21 protein-coding genes are annotated in these 19,115 nt (G+C 68.5%); 18 read left to right on the top strand and 3 right to left on the bottom strand.

The window, feature by feature from the left end:
- Nucleotides 1-7 precede the first annotated feature (7 nt).
- The 3 genes from PEM_RS17830 to PEM_RS17820 are packed head-to-tail and all read right to left on the bottom strand — an operon-like array spanning nucleotide 8 to nucleotide 3,384.
- Nucleotides 8-568: a hypothetical protein gene (locus tag PEM_RS17830; RefSeq protein ID WP_032954647.1), complete on the bottom strand. Its 561-nt coding sequence runs from the start codon at nucleotides 566-568 to the stop codon at nucleotides 8-10.
- A gap of 30 nt (nucleotides 569-598) precedes the next feature.
- Nucleotides 599-1,018 (bottom strand): NUDIX domain-containing protein, encoded by a 420-nt coding sequence (locus PEM_RS17825; RefSeq protein WP_088496995.1) that lies wholly within the window; start codon nucleotides 1,016-1,018, stop codon nucleotides 599-601.
- Entirely contained in the window at nucleotides 1,015-3,384 is a 2,370-nt protein-coding gene (locus PEM_RS17820; RefSeq protein WP_111128553.1) for a S9 family peptidase, read from the bottom strand. The genes PEM_RS17825 and PEM_RS17820 overlap by 4 nt, the downstream gene beginning before the upstream one ends.
- Before the next feature lie 161 nt (nucleotides 3,385-3,545).
- Here PEM_RS17820 and PEM_RS17815 point away from each other — a divergent pair, with 161 nt between their 5' ends.
- The 18 genes from PEM_RS17815 (at nucleotide 3,546) to PEM_RS17730 (ending at nucleotide 19,068) form a co-directional block, all read left to right on the top strand.
- Nucleotides 3,546-3,998, top strand: a complete 453-nt coding sequence (locus PEM_RS17815; protein WP_111128552.1) for a hypothetical protein — start codon at nucleotides 3,546-3,548, stop codon at nucleotides 3,996-3,998.
- Nucleotides 3,999-4,068: 70 nt separating this feature from the next.
- Nucleotides 4,069-4,398: a hypothetical protein gene (locus tag PEM_RS17810; protein WP_005414880.1), complete on the top strand. Its 330-nt coding sequence runs from the start codon at nucleotides 4,069-4,071 to the stop codon at nucleotides 4,396-4,398.
- Between the two features lie 36 nt (nucleotides 4,399-4,434).
- Nucleotides 4,435-5,079: a sigma-70 family RNA polymerase sigma factor gene (locus PEM_RS17805; RefSeq protein WP_065177832.1), complete on the top strand. Its 645-nt coding sequence runs from the start codon at nucleotides 4,435-4,437 to the stop codon at nucleotides 5,077-5,079.
- Nucleotides 5,076-5,291, top strand: a complete 216-nt coding sequence (locus tag PEM_RS17800; RefSeq protein ID WP_065196790.1) for a hypothetical protein — start codon at nucleotides 5,076-5,078, stop codon at nucleotides 5,289-5,291. Before PEM_RS17805 ends, PEM_RS17800 begins: the two co-directional genes overlap by 4 nt.
- Nucleotides 5,292-5,500: 209 nt before the next feature.
- Nucleotides 5,501-6,898: a cytochrome ubiquinol oxidase subunit I gene (locus PEM_RS17795; RefSeq protein WP_111128550.1), complete on the top strand. Its 1,398-nt coding sequence runs from the start codon at nucleotides 5,501-5,503 to the stop codon at nucleotides 6,896-6,898.
- 1 nt (nucleotide 6,899) lies between these two features.
- The gene (cydB, locus tag PEM_RS17790) at nucleotides 6,900-7,913 is read left to right on the top strand and encodes a cytochrome d ubiquinol oxidase subunit II (RefSeq protein ID WP_111128549.1); all 1,014 of its coding nucleotides are present in this window, start codon (nucleotides 6,900-6,902) and stop codon (nucleotides 7,911-7,913) included.
- A 216-nt stretch (nucleotides 7,914-8,129) separates the two neighbouring features.
- On the top strand, nucleotides 8,130-8,873 hold the full coding sequence (locus PEM_RS17785) for a beta-ketoacyl synthase chain length factor (protein ID WP_053498347.1): 744 nt from the start codon (nucleotides 8,130-8,132) through the stop codon (nucleotides 8,871-8,873).
- Complete coding sequence (locus tag PEM_RS17780) at nucleotides 8,866-9,663, top strand: lysophospholipid acyltransferase family protein (protein WP_005420313.1); 798 nt, start codon at nucleotides 8,866-8,868, stop codon at nucleotides 9,661-9,663. Before PEM_RS17785 ends, PEM_RS17780 begins: the two co-directional genes overlap by 8 nt.
- Nucleotides 9,650-9,907: a phosphopantetheine-binding protein gene (locus PEM_RS17775; RefSeq protein ID WP_005411610.1), complete on the top strand. Its 258-nt coding sequence runs from the start codon at nucleotides 9,650-9,652 to the stop codon at nucleotides 9,905-9,907. Before PEM_RS17780 ends, PEM_RS17775 begins: the two co-directional genes overlap by 14 nt.
- A gap of 17 nt (nucleotides 9,908-9,924) precedes the next feature.
- A complete protein-coding gene (locus tag PEM_RS17770) occupies nucleotides 9,925-10,182 on the top strand; it encodes an acyl carrier protein (protein ID WP_005420312.1) in 258 nt (85 codons plus the stop codon).
- A 22-nt stretch (nucleotides 10,183-10,204) separates the two neighbouring features.
- Nucleotides 10,205-10,756 (top strand): membrane protein, encoded by a 552-nt coding sequence (locus PEM_RS17765; RefSeq protein WP_049416044.1) that lies wholly within the window; start codon nucleotides 10,205-10,207, stop codon nucleotides 10,754-10,756.
- Nucleotides 10,749-12,434 carry an AMP-binding protein gene (locus PEM_RS17760; protein ID WP_111174849.1) on the top strand — a complete coding sequence of 562 codons (1,686 nt, stop codon included), beginning with the start codon at nucleotides 10,749-10,751 and terminating at the stop codon, nucleotides 12,432-12,434. Before PEM_RS17765 ends, PEM_RS17760 begins: the two co-directional genes overlap by 8 nt.
- Nucleotides 12,424-13,194: a glycosyltransferase family 2 protein gene (locus PEM_RS17755; RefSeq protein ID WP_111174848.1), complete on the top strand. Its 771-nt coding sequence runs from the start codon at nucleotides 12,424-12,426 to the stop codon at nucleotides 13,192-13,194. Before PEM_RS17760 ends, PEM_RS17755 begins: the two co-directional genes overlap by 11 nt.
- A 1-nt stretch (nucleotide 13,195) precedes the next feature.
- Nucleotides 13,196-14,137: a lipid A biosynthesis acyltransferase gene (locus tag PEM_RS17750; protein WP_005420301.1), complete on the top strand. Its 942-nt coding sequence runs from the start codon at nucleotides 13,196-13,198 to the stop codon at nucleotides 14,135-14,137.
- Nucleotides 14,127-15,677, top strand: a complete 1,551-nt coding sequence (locus PEM_RS17745) for an aromatic amino acid ammonia-lyase (RefSeq protein ID WP_032954644.1) — start codon at nucleotides 14,127-14,129, stop codon at nucleotides 15,675-15,677. The genes PEM_RS17750 and PEM_RS17745 overlap by 11 nt, the downstream gene beginning before the upstream one ends.
- Nucleotides 15,664-16,095, top strand: a complete 432-nt coding sequence (locus tag PEM_RS17740) for an acyl-CoA thioesterase (RefSeq protein ID WP_014038931.1) — start codon at nucleotides 15,664-15,666, stop codon at nucleotides 16,093-16,095. The genes PEM_RS17745 and PEM_RS17740 overlap by 14 nt, the downstream gene beginning before the upstream one ends.
- 2 nt (nucleotides 16,096-16,097) lie before the next feature.
- On the top strand, nucleotides 16,098-16,721 hold the full coding sequence (locus PEM_RS17735) for an outer membrane lipoprotein carrier protein LolA (protein WP_181453242.1): 624 nt from the start codon (nucleotides 16,098-16,100) through the stop codon (nucleotides 16,719-16,721).
- On the top strand, nucleotides 16,714-19,068 hold the full coding sequence (locus PEM_RS17730; RefSeq protein ID WP_111174846.1) for an MMPL family transporter: 2,355 nt from the start codon (nucleotides 16,714-16,716) through the stop codon (nucleotides 19,066-19,068). Before PEM_RS17735 ends, PEM_RS17730 begins: the two co-directional genes overlap by 8 nt.
- Nucleotides 19,069-19,115 lie beyond the last annotated feature (47 nt).

Raw genomic sequence — 19,115 nt, 5'->3', positions numbered from 1 at the left:
GCAGAACTCAGTGGAAGCGCGCGCGCACGTCGGGGCGCAGCAGTCGCCAGGCCAGCCAGCCCTGCAGGCCGAGAAGCACGAACGACATGCCGACCACGGTCAGCGTGATCAGCCAGCGTTTCAGCTGCAGCTCCTGCAGCAGGGCCGGGTCATCGGCCAGCAGCGGAATGAAGTCGCCCATGAACAGGTCCAGCCACCAGGCGGCTGCGAAGTTGGTCAGGGCACTCAGCAGCAGCAGTACCACGAAGCTCCACAGGCCCCAGCGACGTTCACGCAGCAGGCCCCAGCTGGACACGGTCGAGGCCAGGCACAACAGCGCGACGACCATTGACGCGGCCACCGGGTGCGCCAGCAGCCAGACCAGGCTGTGCAGCTGCTGTTGCTGCACTTCGCTTTCCACCAGGCGCCACAGCCTGAGGTTCTGCAGCGGCCACAGCACCAGTCCCTGCAGCACGAAGTAGATCGTCAGCAGCAGTGACAGCCAGAACGAAGCCTGTGCGACCGGGCGCACCCAGGCGTGATACGCCGGGGAAAGCGGCGAGGGGATCGACGGGATCGACATTGACATCCGATGTCCTTGCAGTCGGCGCCCGCCTGCTCAGCGGGCCGTCGCCCGGGTGGCGACGGCCGGCAGGATATGGTGTTCGCTCAAGGGTGCCAAGGGCAGGCCATGCGGCGGTTGCAGCGGCACCCAGGCCAGTTCGGCAATTTCGGCGCGCGCCTGCGGCGTGCCGTCCACCTGCACCCACCACGCCTGTGCCTGCACGCGGTGGCCGGGCTCGTTCACCGCCCAGTCCTCGAACGTGCCCAGCGCGATGGCGGCATCGGCGCGCAGCTGCACGCCCAGTTCCTCGTCCAGCTCGCGGGCCAGCGCCTGCAGGGGCGCCTCGCCGGGTTCGGGCTTGCCACCGGGTTGGATGAAGCGGCGCGCACCCTGCTTGCGCACCACCAGCGCCCGGCCGCGGTCATCCAGGATGACCGCAGCCACGATCCGGATCGTGGCTGCGGCGTTGCTCACTTCAGGTTCTGCTCGAACAGCTTGAGGATGCGCTTGTACTGGTCCAGCCAGGAATCGGCACGCACATAGCCGTGGCGTTCCAGCGGGTACGGGGCGATCGACCAGTTGTCCTTGTGCAGTTCGATCAGGCGCTGGGTGAGGTTCACCGAGTCCTGGAAGAACACGTTGTCATCCATCATGCCGTGGGCGATCAGCAGGTTGTCCTGCAGGTTCTGCGCGTACTCGATCGGCGAGGACACGCGGTACGCCTCCGGGTCGATGTCCGGGGTGTTGAGGATGTTGCTGGTGTAGCCGTGGTTGTAGTTGTGCCAGTCCACCACCGGGCGCAGCGCCGCGCCGGCCTTGAAGGTGCCCGGCGCACGGAACAGCGCCATGAAGGTCATGAAGCCGCCATAGGAACCGCCGTAGATGCCGGCGTGGTCGCGGTCACCCTGCTGGGTGTCGACCAGCCAGTCCAGGCCGTCCTTGTAGTCTTCCAGTTCCGGGTGGCCCATGTTGCGGTAGATCGCCGTGCGCCAGTCGCGGCCGTAGCCCTCGCTGCCGCGGTAGTCCATGTCCAGCACGATGTAGCCCTTCTGCACCAGCAGGTTGTGGAACATCTGCTCGCGGAAATAGGCCGGGTAGCGCTGGTGCACGTTCTGCAGGTAGCCGGCGCCGTGCACGAACATCACGATCGGGTACTTGCGGCCCGGTTCCTTGTTCTCCGGTTCGTAGTACTTGGCCCAGACCACGCCGGCACCATGCTTGGACGGCACTGCCACCAGCTTCGGCTGGATCCACTGGCGTGCCTTGTAGTCGGCGGTGCGGGTGTCGGTCAGCACGCGCGCCTGGCCACCGGCACTGGGCAGCACCGCCAACTGCGGCGGCAGGTAGGCGCCGGAGTAACGCACCAGCAGCTGCTGGCCGTCCGGCGACAGCGAGAAGTCTTCCACCCCGTTGAGGCTGGTCAGCTCGCGCACCTGGCGGTTGCCGGTGTCGACCGCGCAGACTTCGTAATCATGCGGCGCCTGCTGGTTGCACAGGAAGTAGAAGCCCTTGCCATCGGCCGACGGCACCGGTGCCGAGGTTTCCCACTTGCCGCTGGTCAGCGCCTGCGGCTTGGCGGTGCCGGCCTGGGTGTACAGGTGCGAGAAGCCCGATTCCTCGGACAACAGCCACAGCGTGCGGCCATCGGCCATCCAGCCGAAATCGTTGAAGCCCCAGTTGATCCAGGCGTTGTCGGTCAGGCGGTGGCGGTTCTGAACGCGGCCGTCGGCGGCGTTGACGCTGATGATCCAGCGGTCCTTGTTGTCGTTGGCACGCAGCATCACCGCGGCCTGCTGGCCGTCGGCGCTCCAGCGGATGCCGCCGCCCATGAAGTCGCTCATCACCTGCACGCTGCGCTCGCCCTTCAGTGCATCCTTGCCGGCCTTGCGGCGCAGTTCGGCCAGCGGGTCGGTGCTGATGCCCGGCAGGCCGGACAGCGAGACTTTCTCGGCCTTGCCGGTGCGCACGTCCACGTACCACAGGGTGTGTGGCTCGAAGCCGTTGCGGCCGACGCGGGTGCGGGTGTCCTCGGTTTCCTCGTAGCCCGACTCGGTCACGTACAGCGGCATCTTGCTGGTGCGGCCGTCGTCGAAGTCCTTCGGCTTGGTCACCACGATCAGGTGGGTCAGGTCCGGCGACAGCACGCTGTCACCGATCTCGACGTCGGCGCCCAGGTAGACCGGGCCCGGTGCGCGGGTCGGATCCGCCTGGCGCCAGCGCTGGTCCTGGTCCTTCAGTGCCTCGCGCTGCTCGCGGTCGCGGCGCAGGGTTTCCAGCGTGCGCAGCTGCTGGTCGCGGAGCACGTCGGCCTTCGGCGGCGTGCGCGGGTCCTTCTCGGCCTTCAGGCTGGCCACCTGCTGCACGCCGCTGGCGGCGGTCCAGTGGAACCAGTTCTGGCCGACGCGCCAGATCACGCCGTTGTCGGCCGCGAAGTTCACATTGCCCGCGCGCTCGTTGCTGCGGGTCAGCTGGGTCAGCGCGCCACTGCGCAGGTCGCGCACGAACACATCGCCATTGCGCACGAAGGCGCTGTGGCTGCGGCTGCGGTCGTAGACCGGATCGGCGACGTCCAGGGTACCGCGCTGGTCATCGGCCACCTGCGCGGCCACGCCGCCGGCCACCGGCTGGCGGAAGGTGTCGCGCACCGGGCTGCCGTTGCGCTTGAGCTGGTATTCCACCTGCTGGCTGTTCCACGACCACCAGGCCTTCTCGACCGGCGGACCGATCCAGTCCGGGTCGGCCATGGCCTGTTCGATGGTGATCGGCGTCGGCGCGGCATGCGCGGCCGGTGCGGCCAGCACGGCCGACAGCAGGAGGGACAGGGGCAGCACTCGGGACATGGGCGGACGGCACCAGAAGAGGAAACCGGGCAAGGGTAGCAGCCGTCCGGGCCGGGGGCAGGGGCCACAGGTCATGGCAGCGGAATCGGCAAAACGGCACCACCCGGGTCGCTGCGACGGCGTGTGCGGCATGATGGTCATTCCGTTCGGATGGAACCGATATGTACTGCTACGACTACAGGATCTCTCTGGGCGTGCAGCACCCGACAGAGGCCGGCGCCGGAATTGCCGCCCGGCTGGATCTGGAACCGGCGTTTTCCCGTGATGTCGGGACCGGATATCGGGATCGCGACGGTACCTTGATCCGGGTTCATGCGGCGACCCGCGTGGTGTTCGTACTGCAGAGGGGAAAGGACGGTTGGCTGATGGATGCCTGGCCGACGTTGATCGATCTCCTGCGGGCACGCGCCGACGTGATCAGGGAACTGCTGCAGGAGGGGGCCGGGATCGGCCTGCGTGTTGGCATCTTTGGAAAGACGGCATGGGCGGGTTTCGAGCTGGATCCGCAGTTGCTGCGGCTGATGGCGGACCTGCAGCTGGATTTCCAGGTGGAGACCTATTTCCCCGACCCGGCGGACACGACCGGCGCCAGCGAAACGTCGGTGGACAGCTAGTGCAACCGGTTGCCGTGGTCGCGCATCCATTCTCCTGAACCCGCATCATCCATCGAACAGGAGCCCGACCATGCAGGAACTGATCCCGATCACCCTATTCATCTGCATCGCCTACGCGATCCATGCCATTGCCGATGCACGCGCGCGCAGCAAGCTGGTGGCCCCGCACGTACCGGAGGAAGTGATCCGCTCGCTGGCCGTGCTGGAAGAAGAGCGCCGCCGCCAGGGTGCGTTGCGCTGGGGCATCAGCCTGGTCTGCCTGGCCCTGGCCATGGCCCTGCTGGAAGCCATCGGGGCCCGCGACCTGACCTTTGGTGCCGCTGCCGCGCTGGTCGGCAGTGCCGGCCTCGGCCAGCTGCTGGCCTGGCACTTCACCCGGCCTGCCGCGCGCAAGGGCTGAGGCAGGCATGCCACGGGCACAGGGGGCGCCCCGCGCATGAGCCTGCTGGGCGGAGCATTGGCTGCATGGCGGGGACGCCGCCGCGATGTCCGCGTTGAGCCCTCGCTGGACGCGGGCGACGACCGCGCCCTGGTCATCGCCATCATCGACGGCTCGCAACCGGCGTTCGCGCAGCTGGTGCAGGCCCATCAACGTACCTGCGCGCATCTGATCGGGCGGATGGTCGGCGACCGTGACCAGGTGGCCGACCTGCTGCAGGAAACCTTCCTGGCGGTATTCCGCCAGCTGCACCGGTTCCGCTTTGAATCCTCGCTGCGCACCTGGGTCTCAAGGGTGGCCTACACCACGGCGTTGCAGCACCTGCGCCGGCGGCGACTGGAGGCGCAGTGGATGGTGGCGGTGGAGGCGCCGGAGGAACTGGGCATCGGCGATGAAGGCCCCGGGCCCGCCGAGTTGAGCGAGGCGCTACAGGCCGGGCGCCAGCTCAGCGCGGCACTGGAACGGCTGAGTCCGCCGCAGCGCCTGATCGTCGGCCTGCATTACCTGGAGGATTTCGATCTGGCCGAGATCGAACAGGTGACCGGGCTGGCGCGCGGTACCATCAAGAGCCACCTGCACCGCGCGCGCCAGATCCTGAAGCAGGAACTGACGCGGCATGCCACCGCCGGAGAGCTGCTGTGAACCCACCGACCGACCCTCGCGATGCGGAAGCGCGCGCGCTGGCACAGGCGTTGCGTGAGCAGGCGCAGCAGGAAGACACGCCGGATGTGAGCGAGGCGCTGCAGAAGCGCATTGCCGCTGAGTCGCGCGACGATGGCGTGGGTTATGTGGTGGTGCAGGTGCTGTTGTTTGGCGCCCTGCTGGCTGCGGCGGCCTGGTATTTCTGGCACTGAGGCACCCGCCAAGGGGCCGCTCCAATCGCGGTGGGTAGATGCCGACCTGGGGCGGCGTTTGGGCGTGTGTGCCAACCAGGGTTGGCAGCTACCAGAACGGTTGACCCCTGCGACAAAGTGAAGCAGCGCGTCACCCGGTCGCATCCCGTCTTAACGAAATCCTCCTAAAGTGGTCCGGTATCCCACCGGTCGCAGGCAGGAGGCGTCCCTTGGACGCGTTGTTGTTGTCCCGGATCCAGTTCGGATTCGTCATCAGTTTCCACGTGCTGTTCCCCGCCTTCACCATCGGTACGGCCAGCTGGCTGGCCTTTATCGAGTGGCGCTGGCTGCGCACGAGGCTGCCCGTGTGGCGCGAGCTGTACTTCTTCTGGCAGAAGATCTTCGCGGTGTCGTTCGGCATGGGCGTGGTCAGCGGCATCGTCATGGCCTTCCAGTTCGGTACCAACTGGCCGCGGCTGAGCGAGGTGGCCGGCACGGTCATCGGCCCGCTGCTGACCTACGAGGTGCTGACCGCGTTCTTCCTGGAAGCCAGCTTCCTCGGCGTGATGATGTTCGGCTGGGGCCGGGTCTCGCCGCGCCTGCATTTCCTGTCCACCTGCATGGTTGCGCTGGGCACGCTGTTCTCCACGTTCTGGATCCTGTCGTCCAACAGCTGGCTGCACACGCCGGCCGGCTACGAGATGGTCAACGGCATCGTGCATCCGGTGGACTGGTGGCAGGTGGTGTTCAATCCCTCGTTCCCCTACCGCCTCGCGCACATGGCGCTGGGTTCGTTCATCACCACCTGTTTCGTGATTGGTGGCGTGGGTGCGTGGTACCTGCGCAGGGGCACGCACCTGGAAGCGGGCCGGCGCATGCTGATCGCCGCTGTGGCATTCGCCGCGCTGACCGTGCCGGTGCAGATCTTCGTCGGCGACATGCATGGCCTGAACACGCTCAAGCACCAGCCGATGAAGATCGCGGCGGTGGAAGCGCATTGGCATGAGACCCGGGAAGGCGAGGGTGTACCGCTGGTGGTGTTCGCGCTGCCCAACGAGAAGGAGGAGCGCAACGATTTCGAAGTGGCCATCCCGAAGCTGGGCAGCGTGATCCTGACCCACAGCCTGGACGGCACCTTCGACCCGCTGACCGCGGTACCGGCCAGCGAGCGGCCGCCGGTGACGCCGGTGTTCTTTGCCTTCCGCATCATGGTCGGGCTGGGCACGCTGATGCTGCTGCTGGCCTGGGTGTCGGCCTTCCAGCTGTGGCGCAACAAGCTGCTCGATTCGCCATGGCTGTTGCGCGGCTGGAACTGGATGCTGCCCAGCGGCTTCATCGCGCTGCTGTCGGGGTGGTTCGTCACCGAGATGGGGCGCCAGCCATGGGTGGTGTATGGCCTGCTGCGCACCGCCGATGCGGTCGGCCCGCAGAGCGCGTGGATGACCGCGCTGTCGCTGGGTGTCTACGTGGTTGGCTATGCCTTCGTGTTCGGCTGGGGCATCTGGTACCTGGTGAAGATCCTGCGCCACGGACCGCAGCCCTACGCCGAAGGGCCGTCGCTGGACCACGGCAGCCACACCCCGGCGCGCCCGCTGTCGGCAGCCGACGAACCGCTGGAGGAGCGCTGACGTGGACCTGATGACCTGGCTGCCGGTGGCGTGGTTCGCGGTGATCGGCTTCGGCGTGCTGATGTACGTGGTGCTGGACGGCTTCGTGCTTGGCATCGGCATCCTCGCCCCCTTCGCCGAGGACGAGGAGCAGCTGGACCTGATGATGAACACCGCCGCGCCGATCTGGGACGGCAACGAGACCTGGCTGGTGCTGGGTGGTGCCGGCCTGCTGGCGGCCTTCCCCAGGGCCTATGCGGTGCTGTTGTCGGCGCTGTACCTGCCGGTGCTGGTGCTGGTGGTGGCGCTGGTGTTCCGTGGCGTGGCCTTTGAATTCCGCTTCAAGGCACATCGGTCACGCCGGCTGTGGAGCGTGGCGTTCGGCCTCGGTTCGCTGCTGGCGACGTTCGCCCAGGGCGTGATCCTGGGCACCCTGGTGCAGGGCATCCCGCTGGTGGACGGTGTCTATCAGGGCGGGCCGTTCGCCTGGTTCAGCCCGTTCGCGATGCTGACCGGTGCCGCGCTGGTGGCCGGCTATGCGCTGCTGGGCAGCACCTGGCTGATCCTGAAGACCGAAGGGCGCGTGCAGGCGCTGGCGCGGCAGATGACCCGGCCGCTGGTGGTGGCGGTGATCGCGGCGATGGGCCTGGTCAGCAGCTGGCTGCCGTTCCTCGATTCGCGGTTGATGGCGCGCTGGTTCAGCGACGGCAACTTCTGGTGGCTGTCGCCGGTGCCGCTGCTGACCCTGGCGGTAGCCGCTGCGCTGTGGCGCAGTGCCACCCACCCGCGCCATGACCTGCCGCCGTTCCTGCTCAGCCTGGCCCTGTTCGTACTCGGCTTCCTCGGCCTGGTGCTGGGGATGTGGCCCTACCTGCTGCCACCGTCGATGACCCTGTGGCAGGCCGCCGCGCCGGCCTCCTCGCTGGGCTTCACCCTGGTCGGGCTGGTCATTCTGCTGCCGGTCATCCTCGGCTACACGGCGTGGTCGTACCGGGTGTTCCGCGGCAAGGTGCACGCCGATACCGGTTACCACTGATCGATTGAAGCGGGGGCCGCCGGTGCCGGCTCCCGTGTTGGGGAATGTGAAACCTGCACACCCCGTGCAGGACGTGCTAGCGTGCGCTCCTTTCCGGCAGCCAGGGGGGCAGCCGGCGACGTCCTGGACGGACGCACGGCTGCAGGACTGGGGGGCCGCCGCGCGTCGCCGTAATGGCTCGTGCCTATCGTTCTCCCGTTGAAGCACCTTCGCTAAATGATCGAATTCTCCATCGTCGACTGGGCTGCCTGGGCGCCCGGCCTGAGCGAGCGTAGCCAGTGGCTGGGCTGGGCCGATGCGCCGTATCCGCCGGTTGGCGAAGACACGCCGGCGCTGGCCGAGATCCCGGCAATGCAGCGCCGCCGCATCGAGCGGCTGGGCCGGATGGCGATCCAGGCTGCCTGCTGGTGCGAGGATGGGCAGGGGGCGGACAACCAGGTCCCGCTGGTGTTCGCCAGCCGCCACGGCGACGTGGCCCGTTCGATGGAGCTGCTGGGGGCGCTGGCCAGTGATCAGCCCTTGTCACCGACGGGGTTCGGCCTGTCGGTGCACAACGCGATCGCGGCGTTGTACTCGATCGCGCGCGGCCACCGTGGCAACTACCTGGCGCTGGCCGCCGGCCAGGCCACGGTCGAGACCGCCTGCCTGGAAGCGGCCGGTCTGCTCGCCGATGGCGCCCGCGAAGTGCGGGTCGTGGTGTATGAGTCGCGCCTTCCCGAGATTTACTCGACGTTCGCCGACGAACCCGACCCGTTCTTTGCCTGGTGTTGGCGTTTGACGGCGCCGATGCCGGGCCAGCCGACCCTCTCCCTGCAGTGGGAGGCGGCGCCGGAGGCCCCTGCCACCGCCCCGGGCGCGCTGCCGCACGCGCTGGACCTGCACCGCTTCCTGCTGTCCGGTGCGCCGGCGCTTGAGCACGTGGCCCAGGGCCAGCGCTGGCGCTGGGGGCGCCGTGGCTGAGGCGCTGCGCCGTCTCGATCATGCCTGGCGGGTGCTCGGCACCGGCCTGAGCTTTGCCGCATTCGGCATGGGCGGCCTGCTGCTGGGCGTGCTGGTGATGCCGGTGCTGCTGCTGATGCGCGACCCGGTGGTCCGTCGCCGCCGGGCCCGCCGCGTGGTTCAGGTTGCCTTTGCCAGCCATCTGCGCCTGATGCGCGCGCTGGGGGTGATGACCTACCAGATCGAGGGCGGTGAACGCCTGCAGCGCGACGGTTTGCTGGTGCTGGCCAATCACCCGACCCTGATCGACGTGGTCTGCCTGATCTCGCTGCTGCCCAACGCCGATTGCGTGGTGAAACGGGCCGTGGCCTGCAACCCGTTCATGCGCGGTCCGGTGCGGGCGGCCGGCTACATCTCCAATGACGATGGCGCTGGCCTGGTCGACGACTGCGTGGCGGCGGTGCACGCCGGCGGCACCCTGGTGATCTTCCCCGAAGGCACCCGCAGCGTGCCGGGCCAGCCGCCGCGGCTGCAGCGCGGGGCCGCCAACATCGCCGTCCGTGGCCGGCTGGACATCACCCCGGTGCGGATCACCTGCACCCCGCCCACGTTGACCAAGGGACAGAAGTGGTATCGTGTCCCCTCACGTCGCTTTCACGTTCGGCTGCAGATCGGCGAAGATATCCCGATCGCGCCCTTCCTGGCCGATGACGACTCGCCAAGGGGGGATGCCTTGGCAGCCCGCCGCGTCACCGAGCACCTTTCTCGTTATTTCGACCTGTCTGGAGATCCGCCCCGTGCAAGCACTTGAGCACGAGATCAAGGAATTGATCATTTCCTCCCTTTCGCTGGAGGACATCACGCCGGAGGACATCGATCCGACCGCGCCGCTGTTCGTCGAGGGCCTCGGCCTGGATTCGATCGACGCGCTGGAGCTGGGCCTGGCGCTGCAGAAGAAGTACGGTGTCAGCCTCTCGGCCGATTCGGAAGAAACCCGTCGCCATTTCTCCAGCGTGCGCGCGCTCGGCGAGTTCGTCGCCGCCCGCCAGTCGTAACGGCGCCAGGAATAGCCATGACCAAGAATGAACTGTTCGAACGCATCGTCAGCATCCTGACCGACAGCTTCGAGATTGAAACCGCCCGGATCACCCCCGAGGCCCGGCTCTACGACGACCTGGACATCGACAGCATCGATGCGGTCGACCTGATCGTGCAGCTCAAGCCACTGCTCGGCCGCAACCTGCAGCCGGAAGCGTTCAAGGCCGTGCGCACCGTGCAGGACATCGTTGATGTCGTGTATGGACTGCTGCCGGACCAGGCAGCCGCCTGACCGCAGCGCCGGCGGCTTCGCCATGGCTCGCGCACGTACCGTCGTGGTGGCAGCGATTTCGCTTGCCTACCCGCTGCTGGTGTACCTGGCGATGGGCCGCTTCGAGCCGCGCTGGCTGTCGCTGCTGCTGTTCACCCTGGCCCTGCTGCGTGCGCTGAGCACGCGCCAGCCGTTGTGGTGGGCCGCCGCCGCCGGCACCGGCCTGCTGGCGGTGCTGGCCACCGTGCTCAACCAGGCCCTGCCGCTGAAGCTGTACCCGGCGCTGGTCAATGCGGTGATGCTGGCGGTGTTCGGCACCAGCCTGCGCTTCGGGCCGCCGTTGGTGGAGCGCCTGGCGCGGCTGCAGGAGCCGGACCTGCCCCCGTTCGCGGTGGCCTATACCCGCCGCGTCACCCAGGTGTGGTGCGGCTTCTTCGTTCTCAACGGCAGCCTGGCCCTGCTGACCGCGCTGTACGCGTCGGACCGGGCCTGGATGCTCTACAACGGATTGTTGGCGTACGTGATGATGGGCGTGTTGTTCGCAGGTGAGTGGCTGGTGCGGCGGCGGGTGAAGGCGGCGCACGCGCATGGCTGAGTGGATTGCCCTGGACCGGCTGCTGCTGGAGGCGGGGCCGCAGCGCAGCGTCGGCCTGTGCGACGGAGACATGGTTGACCACGCCTGCTTCCGCCAGCGCGTACGGGGCTGGCGCGCCGCCTTTGCGGCGGCTGAAGGCCGCGACTGGGCCCTGTATTTCGATGACGCCGTGGCCTTCGCTGCGGCGCTGTTCGGCGCCTGGCATGCCGGCAAGCGGGTGTTCCTGGCCGCTGACAACCTGCCGGCCACGCTGCAGGCGCTGCAGCCGCAGGTGAGCGGTTTCGCGGGCGACGTACCGGCCGACTACCGCCCGCTGGCGGCGCTGGACGCCACACTGGACGACGAACTGCAGGCGCTGGACGAGCGCGCCTGCGAGCTGTGCGTGTTCACCTCCGGCAGCACCGGCCAGCCCAGTGCGATCGGCAAGCGCCTGGACCAGCTGGTGCGCGAGGTGGAAGCGCTGCAGGCCGCGTTCGGTGCGCAGCTGGATGGCGCGCAGGTGCACGGCACGGTGTCCCACCAGCACATCTACGGGCTGCTGTTCCGCGTGCTGTGGCCGCTGGCCGCCGGCCGCCTGATCCATCCGCGTCGGTTCTTCCACGAAGACCTGGTGGGTGCGCTGGCCGGTACCGACACGGTGCTGGTGGCGACGCCGGCCCATCTCAAGCGCCTGCCCGAGCAGCTCGACTGGGCCAGCCTGCATGGCCGCCTGCGCGCGGTGTTCTCCTCCGGTGGCCCGCTGCCGGAGGACGCGGCGCGACACGTGCGGCAGTGGTTGGGCGTGGCCCCGACCGAGGTCTATGGCAGCAGCGAGACCGGCGGTATCGCCTGGCGCCGCTGGGACACCGACCTGCCGCCGTGGCAGCCGCTGCCGGGTGTGCAGTGGCGGATCGACGACGGCTGCCTGGCGGTGGCCTCGGCGCATCTGGAAACCCCCGGCTGGTGGCGCACCCAGGACCGCGTGGAAGCCCTGGCCGATGGCCGTTTCCGGCTGCTGGGCCGCGCCGACCGCATCGTCAAGATCGAAGAGCGCCGCGTCTCGCTGGATGCGCTGGAACGCGCGCTGCGGGAAGACGCCGAAGTGGATGACGTGCGCGTGCTGGTGCTGCCCGGGCAGCGCGAGCAGCTGGCCGCCGTGGTGGTTCCGGCCGATCCGGCGCTGCTGGAGGGCGGCGACGCCGCGCGCCGTGCGCTGGGCCAACGCCTGGGCGCGCGCCTGGCGCATGCGCATGACGCGGTGACCCGGCCGCGCCGTTGGCGCCTGGTGCAGGCGTTGCCGATCAACGCGCAGGGCAAGGTGACCCAGGCGGCATTGGCGGCGCTGTTCCAGCCACTGATGCCGGTGCCGGTCTGGGACCGCCGCGACGCCGCCAGCGCCACGCTGCGCATGACCCTCGACCCGGCGCTGCGGCCGTTCCAGGGCCACTTCCCGCAGGCGGCGATCCTGCCCGGTGTGGCGCAGTTGGACTGGGCGATGCGTTTCGGCCGCCAGGCATTTGCGATGCCGCGCGCGTTCCTGCGCATGGACGCGGTGAAGTTCCAGCACGTGGCCCGCCCCGGCGATGAGTTGACCCTGCAGCTGGACTGGGATGCCGCACGCAACGTGCTGGCCTTCCGCTATACCTCCAGCCACGGTGTACATGCCAGCGGCAGGGTGGTGTTCGCCGATGCGGACTGACCCGGCCGTTGCCGGTGCCGCGTTTGCGCCACTGGTGGTGATTCCCGTCTACGACCACGAGCACGCCATCGTGGCGGTGGTCGACGATGTGCAGGCCGCTGGCTTGCCTTGCCTGCTGGTCGACGATGGTTCGCATGAGGCGTGCGCGGCGGTGCTGCGCACGCTGGCACAGCGCCAGGGCGTCGACCTGCTGCGCCTGGACGCCAACCAGGGCAAGGGTGGGGCGATGCTGGCCGGTTTTGCTGAAGCCGGCGCGCGTGGCTACAGCCACGTGCTGCAGATCGACGCAGACGGCCAGCACGATACCGCTGACCTGCCACGCTTCATCGAGGCCGCGCGTGTGCATCCCGACGCGGTGATCTGCGGCATTCCGGCCTACGACGCCAGTGTTCCCAAGGCACGCCTGTATGGCCGCTACGCCACCCACGTCTGGGTCTGGATCAACACGCTGTCGCTGCACCTGCGCGACACCATGTGCGGCTTCCGGGTGTATCCACTGCCACCGGTGCTGCGCCTGATCGGTGAAGAGACCATCGGCCGGCGCATGGATTTCGATACTGAAGTGATGGTGCGCCTGTATTGGCGCCAGCTGCCGGTCGAGCACCTGGCCACGCGAGTGACCTATCCCGCCGATGGCGTGTCGCACTTCGATGTGTGGCGCGACAACGTGCGCATCAGCCGCATGCACACCCGCCTGTTCTTCGGCATGCTCTGGCGCGCACCGCGGCTGCTGTGGCGCCGCCTGCAGGGGCAGCGCTGAGATGGCGACCGCGCAGGATGCCCCGCACTGGGCCGATATCGGCGAATCGACGTCGGTGGCCGGCGTGCTGTTCCTGTGCTGGGTGCACCGCTGGTTCGGGCGCTGGCCATTCCGCCTGTGCGCGTGGCCGGTGGTGGCCTGCCATTGGCTGGGCAACCGTGTGGGGCGACAGGCCTCGATGCAGTACCTGCAGCGGCTGCAGGCATACAGCGGTGTGCTCGGCCGCGCGCCGACCCGGCGCGACAGCCTGCGCCACTTCTTCGCCTTCGCCGACACGATGCTGGACAAGATCCTCGGCCTGGGCGGGCGCTACCCGGCCAACCGTATTCACCTGCACCGCGACCTGGTGCTGCAGAAGATCGCGCGCCGCGAAGGCGGTCTGATCCTCACCGCGCACATCGGCTGCCTGGAACTGTGCCAGGTGCTGGCCGAACAGGTGCCGGGGTTCCGCATCACCGTGCTGGTGCATACGGCGCATGCGCAGCGCTTCAATCGCCTGCTGCAGCGGCTGGACCCGCTGGCGGCGGTGGAGCTGGTGCAGGTCACCGAAATGGGGCCGGCCACCGCGGTGATGCTGGCCGAGCGCGTGGCGGCCGGTGGCTTCGTCGCCATCGTCGGCGACCGCACGCCGGTGCAGGGCGGCCGCAGCGTCACCGCCGATTTCCTCGGCCATCGCGCGCCATTCCCGATCGGCGCCTATGTGCTGGCCGCGGCGCTGGGCTGCCCGGTCTACACCATGGCCTGCCTGCACCAGGGCGAGGGCTATCGCGTGGCATTTGAACAATTCGCCGAACGCATCGTGCTGCCGCGTGGCTCGCGCGACGCGGCACTTGCCGAACAGGCACAGCGCTTCGCGCGCTGGCTGGAACTCCAGGTCATCCAGTCCCCGTTGGACTGGTTCAATTTCTTCCCCTTCTGGGATCAGGCTCCGCATGACGACTGACGCCGTACCCGTGTGCCGCTTTGGCGATGCACCGTTGACCATCGAAGACGTGGTTGCCCTGGCCCAGCGCCAGTGCGAGGCCGCACTGAGCGACGCGCCGGCGTTCCGCGCACACATCCAGCGCGGTGCCGACTTCCTTGACCGCCTGCTGCGCGAGGATGGCGTGATCTACGGTGTGACCACCGGCTATGGCGATTCGTGCACGGTGAACATCCCGCCGGCGCTGGTGGCTGAACTGCCGCACCACCTGTACACCTACCATGGCTGCGGCCTGGGCCGCTACCTGGACCCGGTCGAGACCCGTGCGGTGCTGGCCGCGCGCCTGGCATCGCTGGTGCGCGGCATGTCCGGTGTCAGCGTGCCGCTGCTGGAAGGCCTGGCCACGCTGCTGCAGCACGATGTGCTGCCGATGATTCCGGCCGAAGGCTCGGTCGGTGCCAGCGGCGACCTGACCCCGCTGTCGTACGTGGCTGCGGTGCTGTGTGGCGAGCGCGAGGTGCTGCACGATGGCCGCGTGCAGCCGGCGGCCGAGGTGCTGGCGAAGATCGGCATGACCCCGCTGAAGCTGCGGCCGAAGGAAGGCCTGGCGATCATGAACGGCACAGCGGTGATGACCGGCCTGGCCTGCCTGGCCTGGCAGCGCGCCGACTACCTGGCGCGCATGGCCACGCGCCTGACCGCGTTCAACGTGCTGGCCAGCGACGGCAACGCGCACCACTTCGACGAAACCCTGTTCGCGGCCAAGCCGCATCCGGGCCAGGGCCGCATCGCCGCGCGTCTGCGCAGCGACCTGCACAGCGAGCGTCCGCCGCGCAATGAACAGCGCCTGCAGGACCGCTACTCGCTGCGCTGCGCGCCGCACGTGATCGGCGTGCTGGAGGACAGCCTGCCGTTCCTGCGCCAGCTGATCGAAACCGAACTGAACAGCGCCAACGACAATCCGCTGATCGATGCCGATGGCGAGCGCATCCTGCATGGCGGCCACTTCTACGGCGGCCACATCGCGCTGGCGATGGACACCCTGAAGAACACCGTAGCCAACGTGGCCGATCTGCTCGACCGCCAGTTGGCGCTGGTGGTCGATGCCCGCTACAACCATGGCCTGCCGGCCAACCTGTCGGCGGCCACGGGCCCGCGCGCGGCCATCAACCACGGCCTGAAGGCGCTGCAGATCAGCGTGTCGGCCTGGACGGCCGAAGCGCTGAAGCAGACCCTGCCGGCCAGCGTGTTTTCGCGCTCCACCGAGTGCCACAACCAGGACAAGGTCAGCATGGGCACCATCGCCGCGCGCGACTGCCTGCGCGTGATCGAGCTGACCGAGCAAGTGGTGGCCGCGATGCTGATCGCCGCCCGCCAGGGCCTGGCGCTGCGCGAACGGGTTGGCCTGAACGCGCAGCTGCATGGCAGTCTGGCCGACATGTACGCCGACCTGGGGCAGCGCATCGCCCTGGTCGAAGAAGACCGCGCGCTGGATCGCGAACTGCGGGAACTGCTGGTGGAGATCCGCGCGCAACGTTGGGAGCTGTATGCCGGTGAATGAGGCCATCGAACGGGTCGGCGAGATTGCGCTGACTCCCGCCTTCCATGACTGCGATCCGATGAACGTGGTCTGGCATGGCAACTACTTCAAGTACTTCGAGATCGCGCGCTGCGCGCTGCTCGGGCGCTATGACTACGACTACCCGCAGATGCTCGAATCGGGCTACCTGTGGCCGGTGGTCGATGCGCGGGTGAAGTACGTGCGCCCGCTGCTGTTCAACCAGGCCTTGCGCGTGATTGCGCGTATCGTGGAATGGGAGAACCGGCTGAAGATCGAGTACGAAATCGTCGATGCGCAGAGCGGCCAGGTACTGACCCGCGCGATGACCATCCAAGTCGCGGTGGACGCGGCCAGCAAGGAAATGCTGTACCAGTGCCCGCCGGTACTGTGGGAACGCCTGGGAGTGCCTGCGCCGTGAACATGCTTGCCCGTCTTCCGAGCGTGCTGCTGTGCGCGCTGATGTTCATTGCCGCACCGCAGGTGCAGGCCGCCGACCCCGCCATCGATGCGATCACCCAGGCGGTGGCGCGGCCGGACGTGCTGCGCGGCCAGTTCAGCCAGGAAAAGCAGGTCAGCGGCTTCAAGAACCCGCTGCGCTCGCAGGGCCAGTTCGTGGTCGCGCGCCAGCACGGCGTGATCTGGACCACGCTCAAGCCGTTCCCCTCCGAAGTGGTGGTCACCGCCGACCGCATCCTCAGCCGCCAGCGCGATGGCAGCACCCGTGTCGAGCTCGATGCACGGCAGCAGCCGGCGATGCGTTCGGTGAACGCGATCATGTTCGCGCTGATGAGTGGCGACGTGCAGGCGCTGTCCGGCCAGTTCAACGTGGCGGCCAGCCGTGAAGGGCAGGGCTGGCGGCTGCGACTGACGCCGAAGTCGGCGATGCTGGCCAAGGCGTTCCAGTCGCTGACCCTGCAAGGTGACCGCTACGTGCGCCAGGTCGAGATCGTCGAGGCCAACAAGGACCGCACGCAGATCCAGTTCAGTGCACTGAGCGAAGCGCCGGCCACGCTCACCGCCGACGAGGCACGCCGCTTTGAGTGAGGGGGCAGCATCGAACGGGCCGGACCGGTTGCGGCGCTGGTGGCACTGGCTGGGCATCGCCTGGCTGGTGCTCCTGCTGGTATTGGGTGCGCAGCAATGGCGCCTGTGGAGCCAGCAGTCGCGGATCGACACCGACATCCTCGCCCTGCTGCCGCAGGACGCGCATGACCGCCTGTTGAGTGACGTCACCCGGCGCATCGCCGACGGCAGCTCGCGCCAGGTGGTGGTGCTGCTGGGCAGCAAGGATGGCGCCGCCGCCAAGCGCGCACAGGCGGCGTTCGCTGCGGCGATGGCGGCGGATGCCGACAGCGCGTTGCTGGTGCCCAGTGGTTCGATCGAAGGCTGGTTCGACGAGGCGCGCGCGTTCTACGCGCCGTACCGCGACCGCCTGCTGACCCCGGCCCAGCGCGAGCAGCTGCAGGGCAGCGAGCCGGGCGTGTTGGCCGAGCAGGCGTTGGCTGCGCTGTACGGTCCGATGGGCGCACCGCGCCTGACCGATTGGCGGCAAGACCCGCTCTCGCTGTGGCCGCAATGGTGGCAGCAGCAGGCGCAGGGGTCGGGGTTGCGGCTGGGCGATGATGGCCTGCTCGAAGCCGAGGGCAAGCATTGGGCCGCGCTGCAGTTCGATACGCCGGGTTCGGCGTTCCAGCTTGACGGCGAGCGCCATCTCGATGGCCTGCTGGAACGTGCCGGGCAGGCCGCCAGGGCGGCGGCGCCCGAGCTGGAAATCCTGCATGCCGGCGTACCGCTGCATGCCGAAGCGGCCGCAGTGCAGGCCAACCAGGAGATCAACACGATCGGCTGGGGCTCGCTGGCCGCGGTGCTGCTGCTGGTGTGGCTGGCGTTCCGTTCGCTGCGGCCGATCCTGCTGGTCGCCGCCTCACTGCTGATCGGCTGCGGCGTGGCGCTGGCGGTGACCGTACTGGTGTTCGGCAAGGTGCACGTGCTCACCCTGGTGTTCGGCGCGTCGCTGGTGGGCGTGGCCGAGGACTACGGCATCCATTGGTTCGCTTCGCGCCAGGCCGAACCGGCCGATCGTCGCTGGAAGCTGCTGCGGCACCTGCTGCCCGGCCTGTGGCTGGCCCTGCTGACCAGCGCGCTGGCCTACCTGGCACTGGGCCTGGCCCCGTTCCCGGGCCTGCGCCAGATGGCATTGTTCTCGGTGGTCGGCCTGGCCGCCGCCTTCCTTACGGTGATTTTCTGGTTCCCGTGGCTGGATGGCGGTGAGATCCGCCAGACCCGTTTCTCGCAGTGGCTGGGCAACACGCTGGAGCGCTTCCCGCGGTTGCATGGCCGCCGGCCGGTGACGGTGTTCGTGGTGATCACGCTGGCGCTGTCTGCCATCGGCATTGCCCGCCTGAACAGCAACGACGACCTGCGCAGCCTGCAGTCCTCGCCGCCGGCGTTGATGGCCCAGCAGATCCGCCTGAGCCAGCTGCTGGGCATGCCCAGCCCGGCGCAGTTCTACCTGGTGCAGGGCAGTGACGCCGCACAGCTGCTGCAGCGCGAAGAAGCGCTGACCGAACGCCTGCGTGTACTGGCCAACGACAAGCGCATTGGTGGCTACCGTGCGATCAGCGACTGGCTGCCGTCGCCAGCGCGCCAGCAGGCCGATGCGGCGCTGACCGCCAAGGTGGAACCGGGCGTGCTGGACGCGGTGTCCGAGGCGGTCGGCGAACCGCTGCCGCGCCCGGATTTCGCCGCTACGCCGCTGACCGCGGAGGCGTTCCTGGCCTCGCCGGCCTCGCAGCCGTTCCGCCACCTGTGGGTGGGCGAGGTCGGCGGGCAGATGATCAGCGTGGTGATGGTCGATGACCTGTCGCGCGCTGATGCGCTGGCCACCCTGCGCGGGGCGGCCGAAGGCCTGCCGGGTGTGCGCTGGGTGGACCGCACCGCCGACTTCTCGCAGCTGCTGGGCCACTACCGCAAGCTGATGGGCGGGCTGCTGCTGGTCGGCATCGTGCTGGTGTTCGGCGCGCTGTGGCTGCGCTATCGCCGCCAGGCCTGGCGCGTGTTCGCGCCGACCCTGATTGCCGGTGCGCTGACCCTGGGCCTGCTGGGCCTGTTCGGCCAGCCACTGCAGCTGTTCAACGTGCTGGCACTGATGCTGTTGCTGGGCATGGGCATCGACTACGGCATTTTCCTGATCGAGCACCGCGGCGACGCCAGTGCCTGGCTGGCCGTGTGCGTGGGCGCGGCCAGCACCTGGCTGTCGTTCGGCCTGCTGGGCCTGTCGCAGACCCCAGCGTTGCGCGCGTTCGGCCTGACCCTGCTGTTCGGCATCGGCCTGGTCTGGCTGATCTCGCCGCTGTTCCGTCCGCCGCCGCACGATCTGCCGCCGGCCTGAACCTGTTTCCGACTTCCTTCTTTCCACTTGATCGAGCAACAAGGACG

Source organism: Stenotrophomonas sp. Pemsol (assembly GCF_003586545.1).
GTDB lineage: Bacteria > Pseudomonadota > Gammaproteobacteria > Xanthomonadales > Xanthomonadaceae > Stenotrophomonas > Stenotrophomonas sepilia.
This window is presented reverse-complemented; position numbering and strand designations above follow the sequence as displayed.

Bases quoted from the DNA above. Each gene is read 5' to 3' on its own strand.
- PEM_RS17830 (WP_032954647.1), bottom strand. From the start codon at position 568: ATGTCAATGTCGATCCCGTCGATCCCCTCGCCGCTTTCCCCGGCGTAT.
- PEM_RS17820 (WP_111128553.1), bottom strand. From the start codon at position 3,384: ATGTCCCGAGTGCTGCCCCTGTCCCTCCTGCTGTCGGCCGTGCTGGCC.
- PEM_RS17815 (WP_111128552.1), top strand. From the start codon at position 3,546: ATGTACTGCTACGACTACAGGATCTCTCTGGGCGTGCAGCACCCGACA.
- PEM_RS17810 (WP_005414880.1), top strand. From the start codon at position 4,069: ATGCAGGAACTGATCCCGATCACCCTATTCATCTGCATCGCCTACGCG.
- PEM_RS17805 (WP_065177832.1), top strand. From the start codon at position 4,435: ATGAGCCTGCTGGGCGGAGCATTGGCTGCATGGCGGGGACGCCGCCGC.
- PEM_RS17785 (WP_053498347.1), top strand. From the start codon at position 8,130: ATGATCGAATTCTCCATCGTCGACTGGGCTGCCTGGGCGCCCGGCCTG.
- PEM_RS17770 (WP_005420312.1), top strand. From the start codon at position 9,925: ATGACCAAGAATGAACTGTTCGAACGCATCGTCAGCATCCTGACCGAC.
- PEM_RS17765 (WP_049416044.1), top strand. From the start codon at position 10,205: ATGGCTCGCGCACGTACCGTCGTGGTGGCAGCGATTTCGCTTGCCTAC.
- PEM_RS17760 (WP_111174849.1), top strand. From the start codon at position 10,749: ATGGCTGAGTGGATTGCCCTGGACCGGCTGCTGCTGGAGGCGGGGCCG.
- PEM_RS17755 (WP_111174848.1), top strand. From the start codon at position 12,424: ATGCGGACTGACCCGGCCGTTGCCGGTGCCGCGTTTGCGCCACTGGTG.
- PEM_RS17750 (WP_005420301.1), top strand. From the start codon at position 13,196: ATGGCGACCGCGCAGGATGCCCCGCACTGGGCCGATATCGGCGAATCG.
- PEM_RS17745 (WP_032954644.1), top strand. From the start codon at position 14,127: ATGACGACTGACGCCGTACCCGTGTGCCGCTTTGGCGATGCACCGTTG.
- PEM_RS17740 (WP_014038931.1), top strand. From the start codon at position 15,664: ATGCCGGTGAATGAGGCCATCGAACGGGTCGGCGAGATTGCGCTGACT.
- PEM_RS17735 (WP_181453242.1), top strand. From the start codon at position 16,098: ATGCTTGCCCGTCTTCCGAGCGTGCTGCTGTGCGCGCTGATGTTCATT.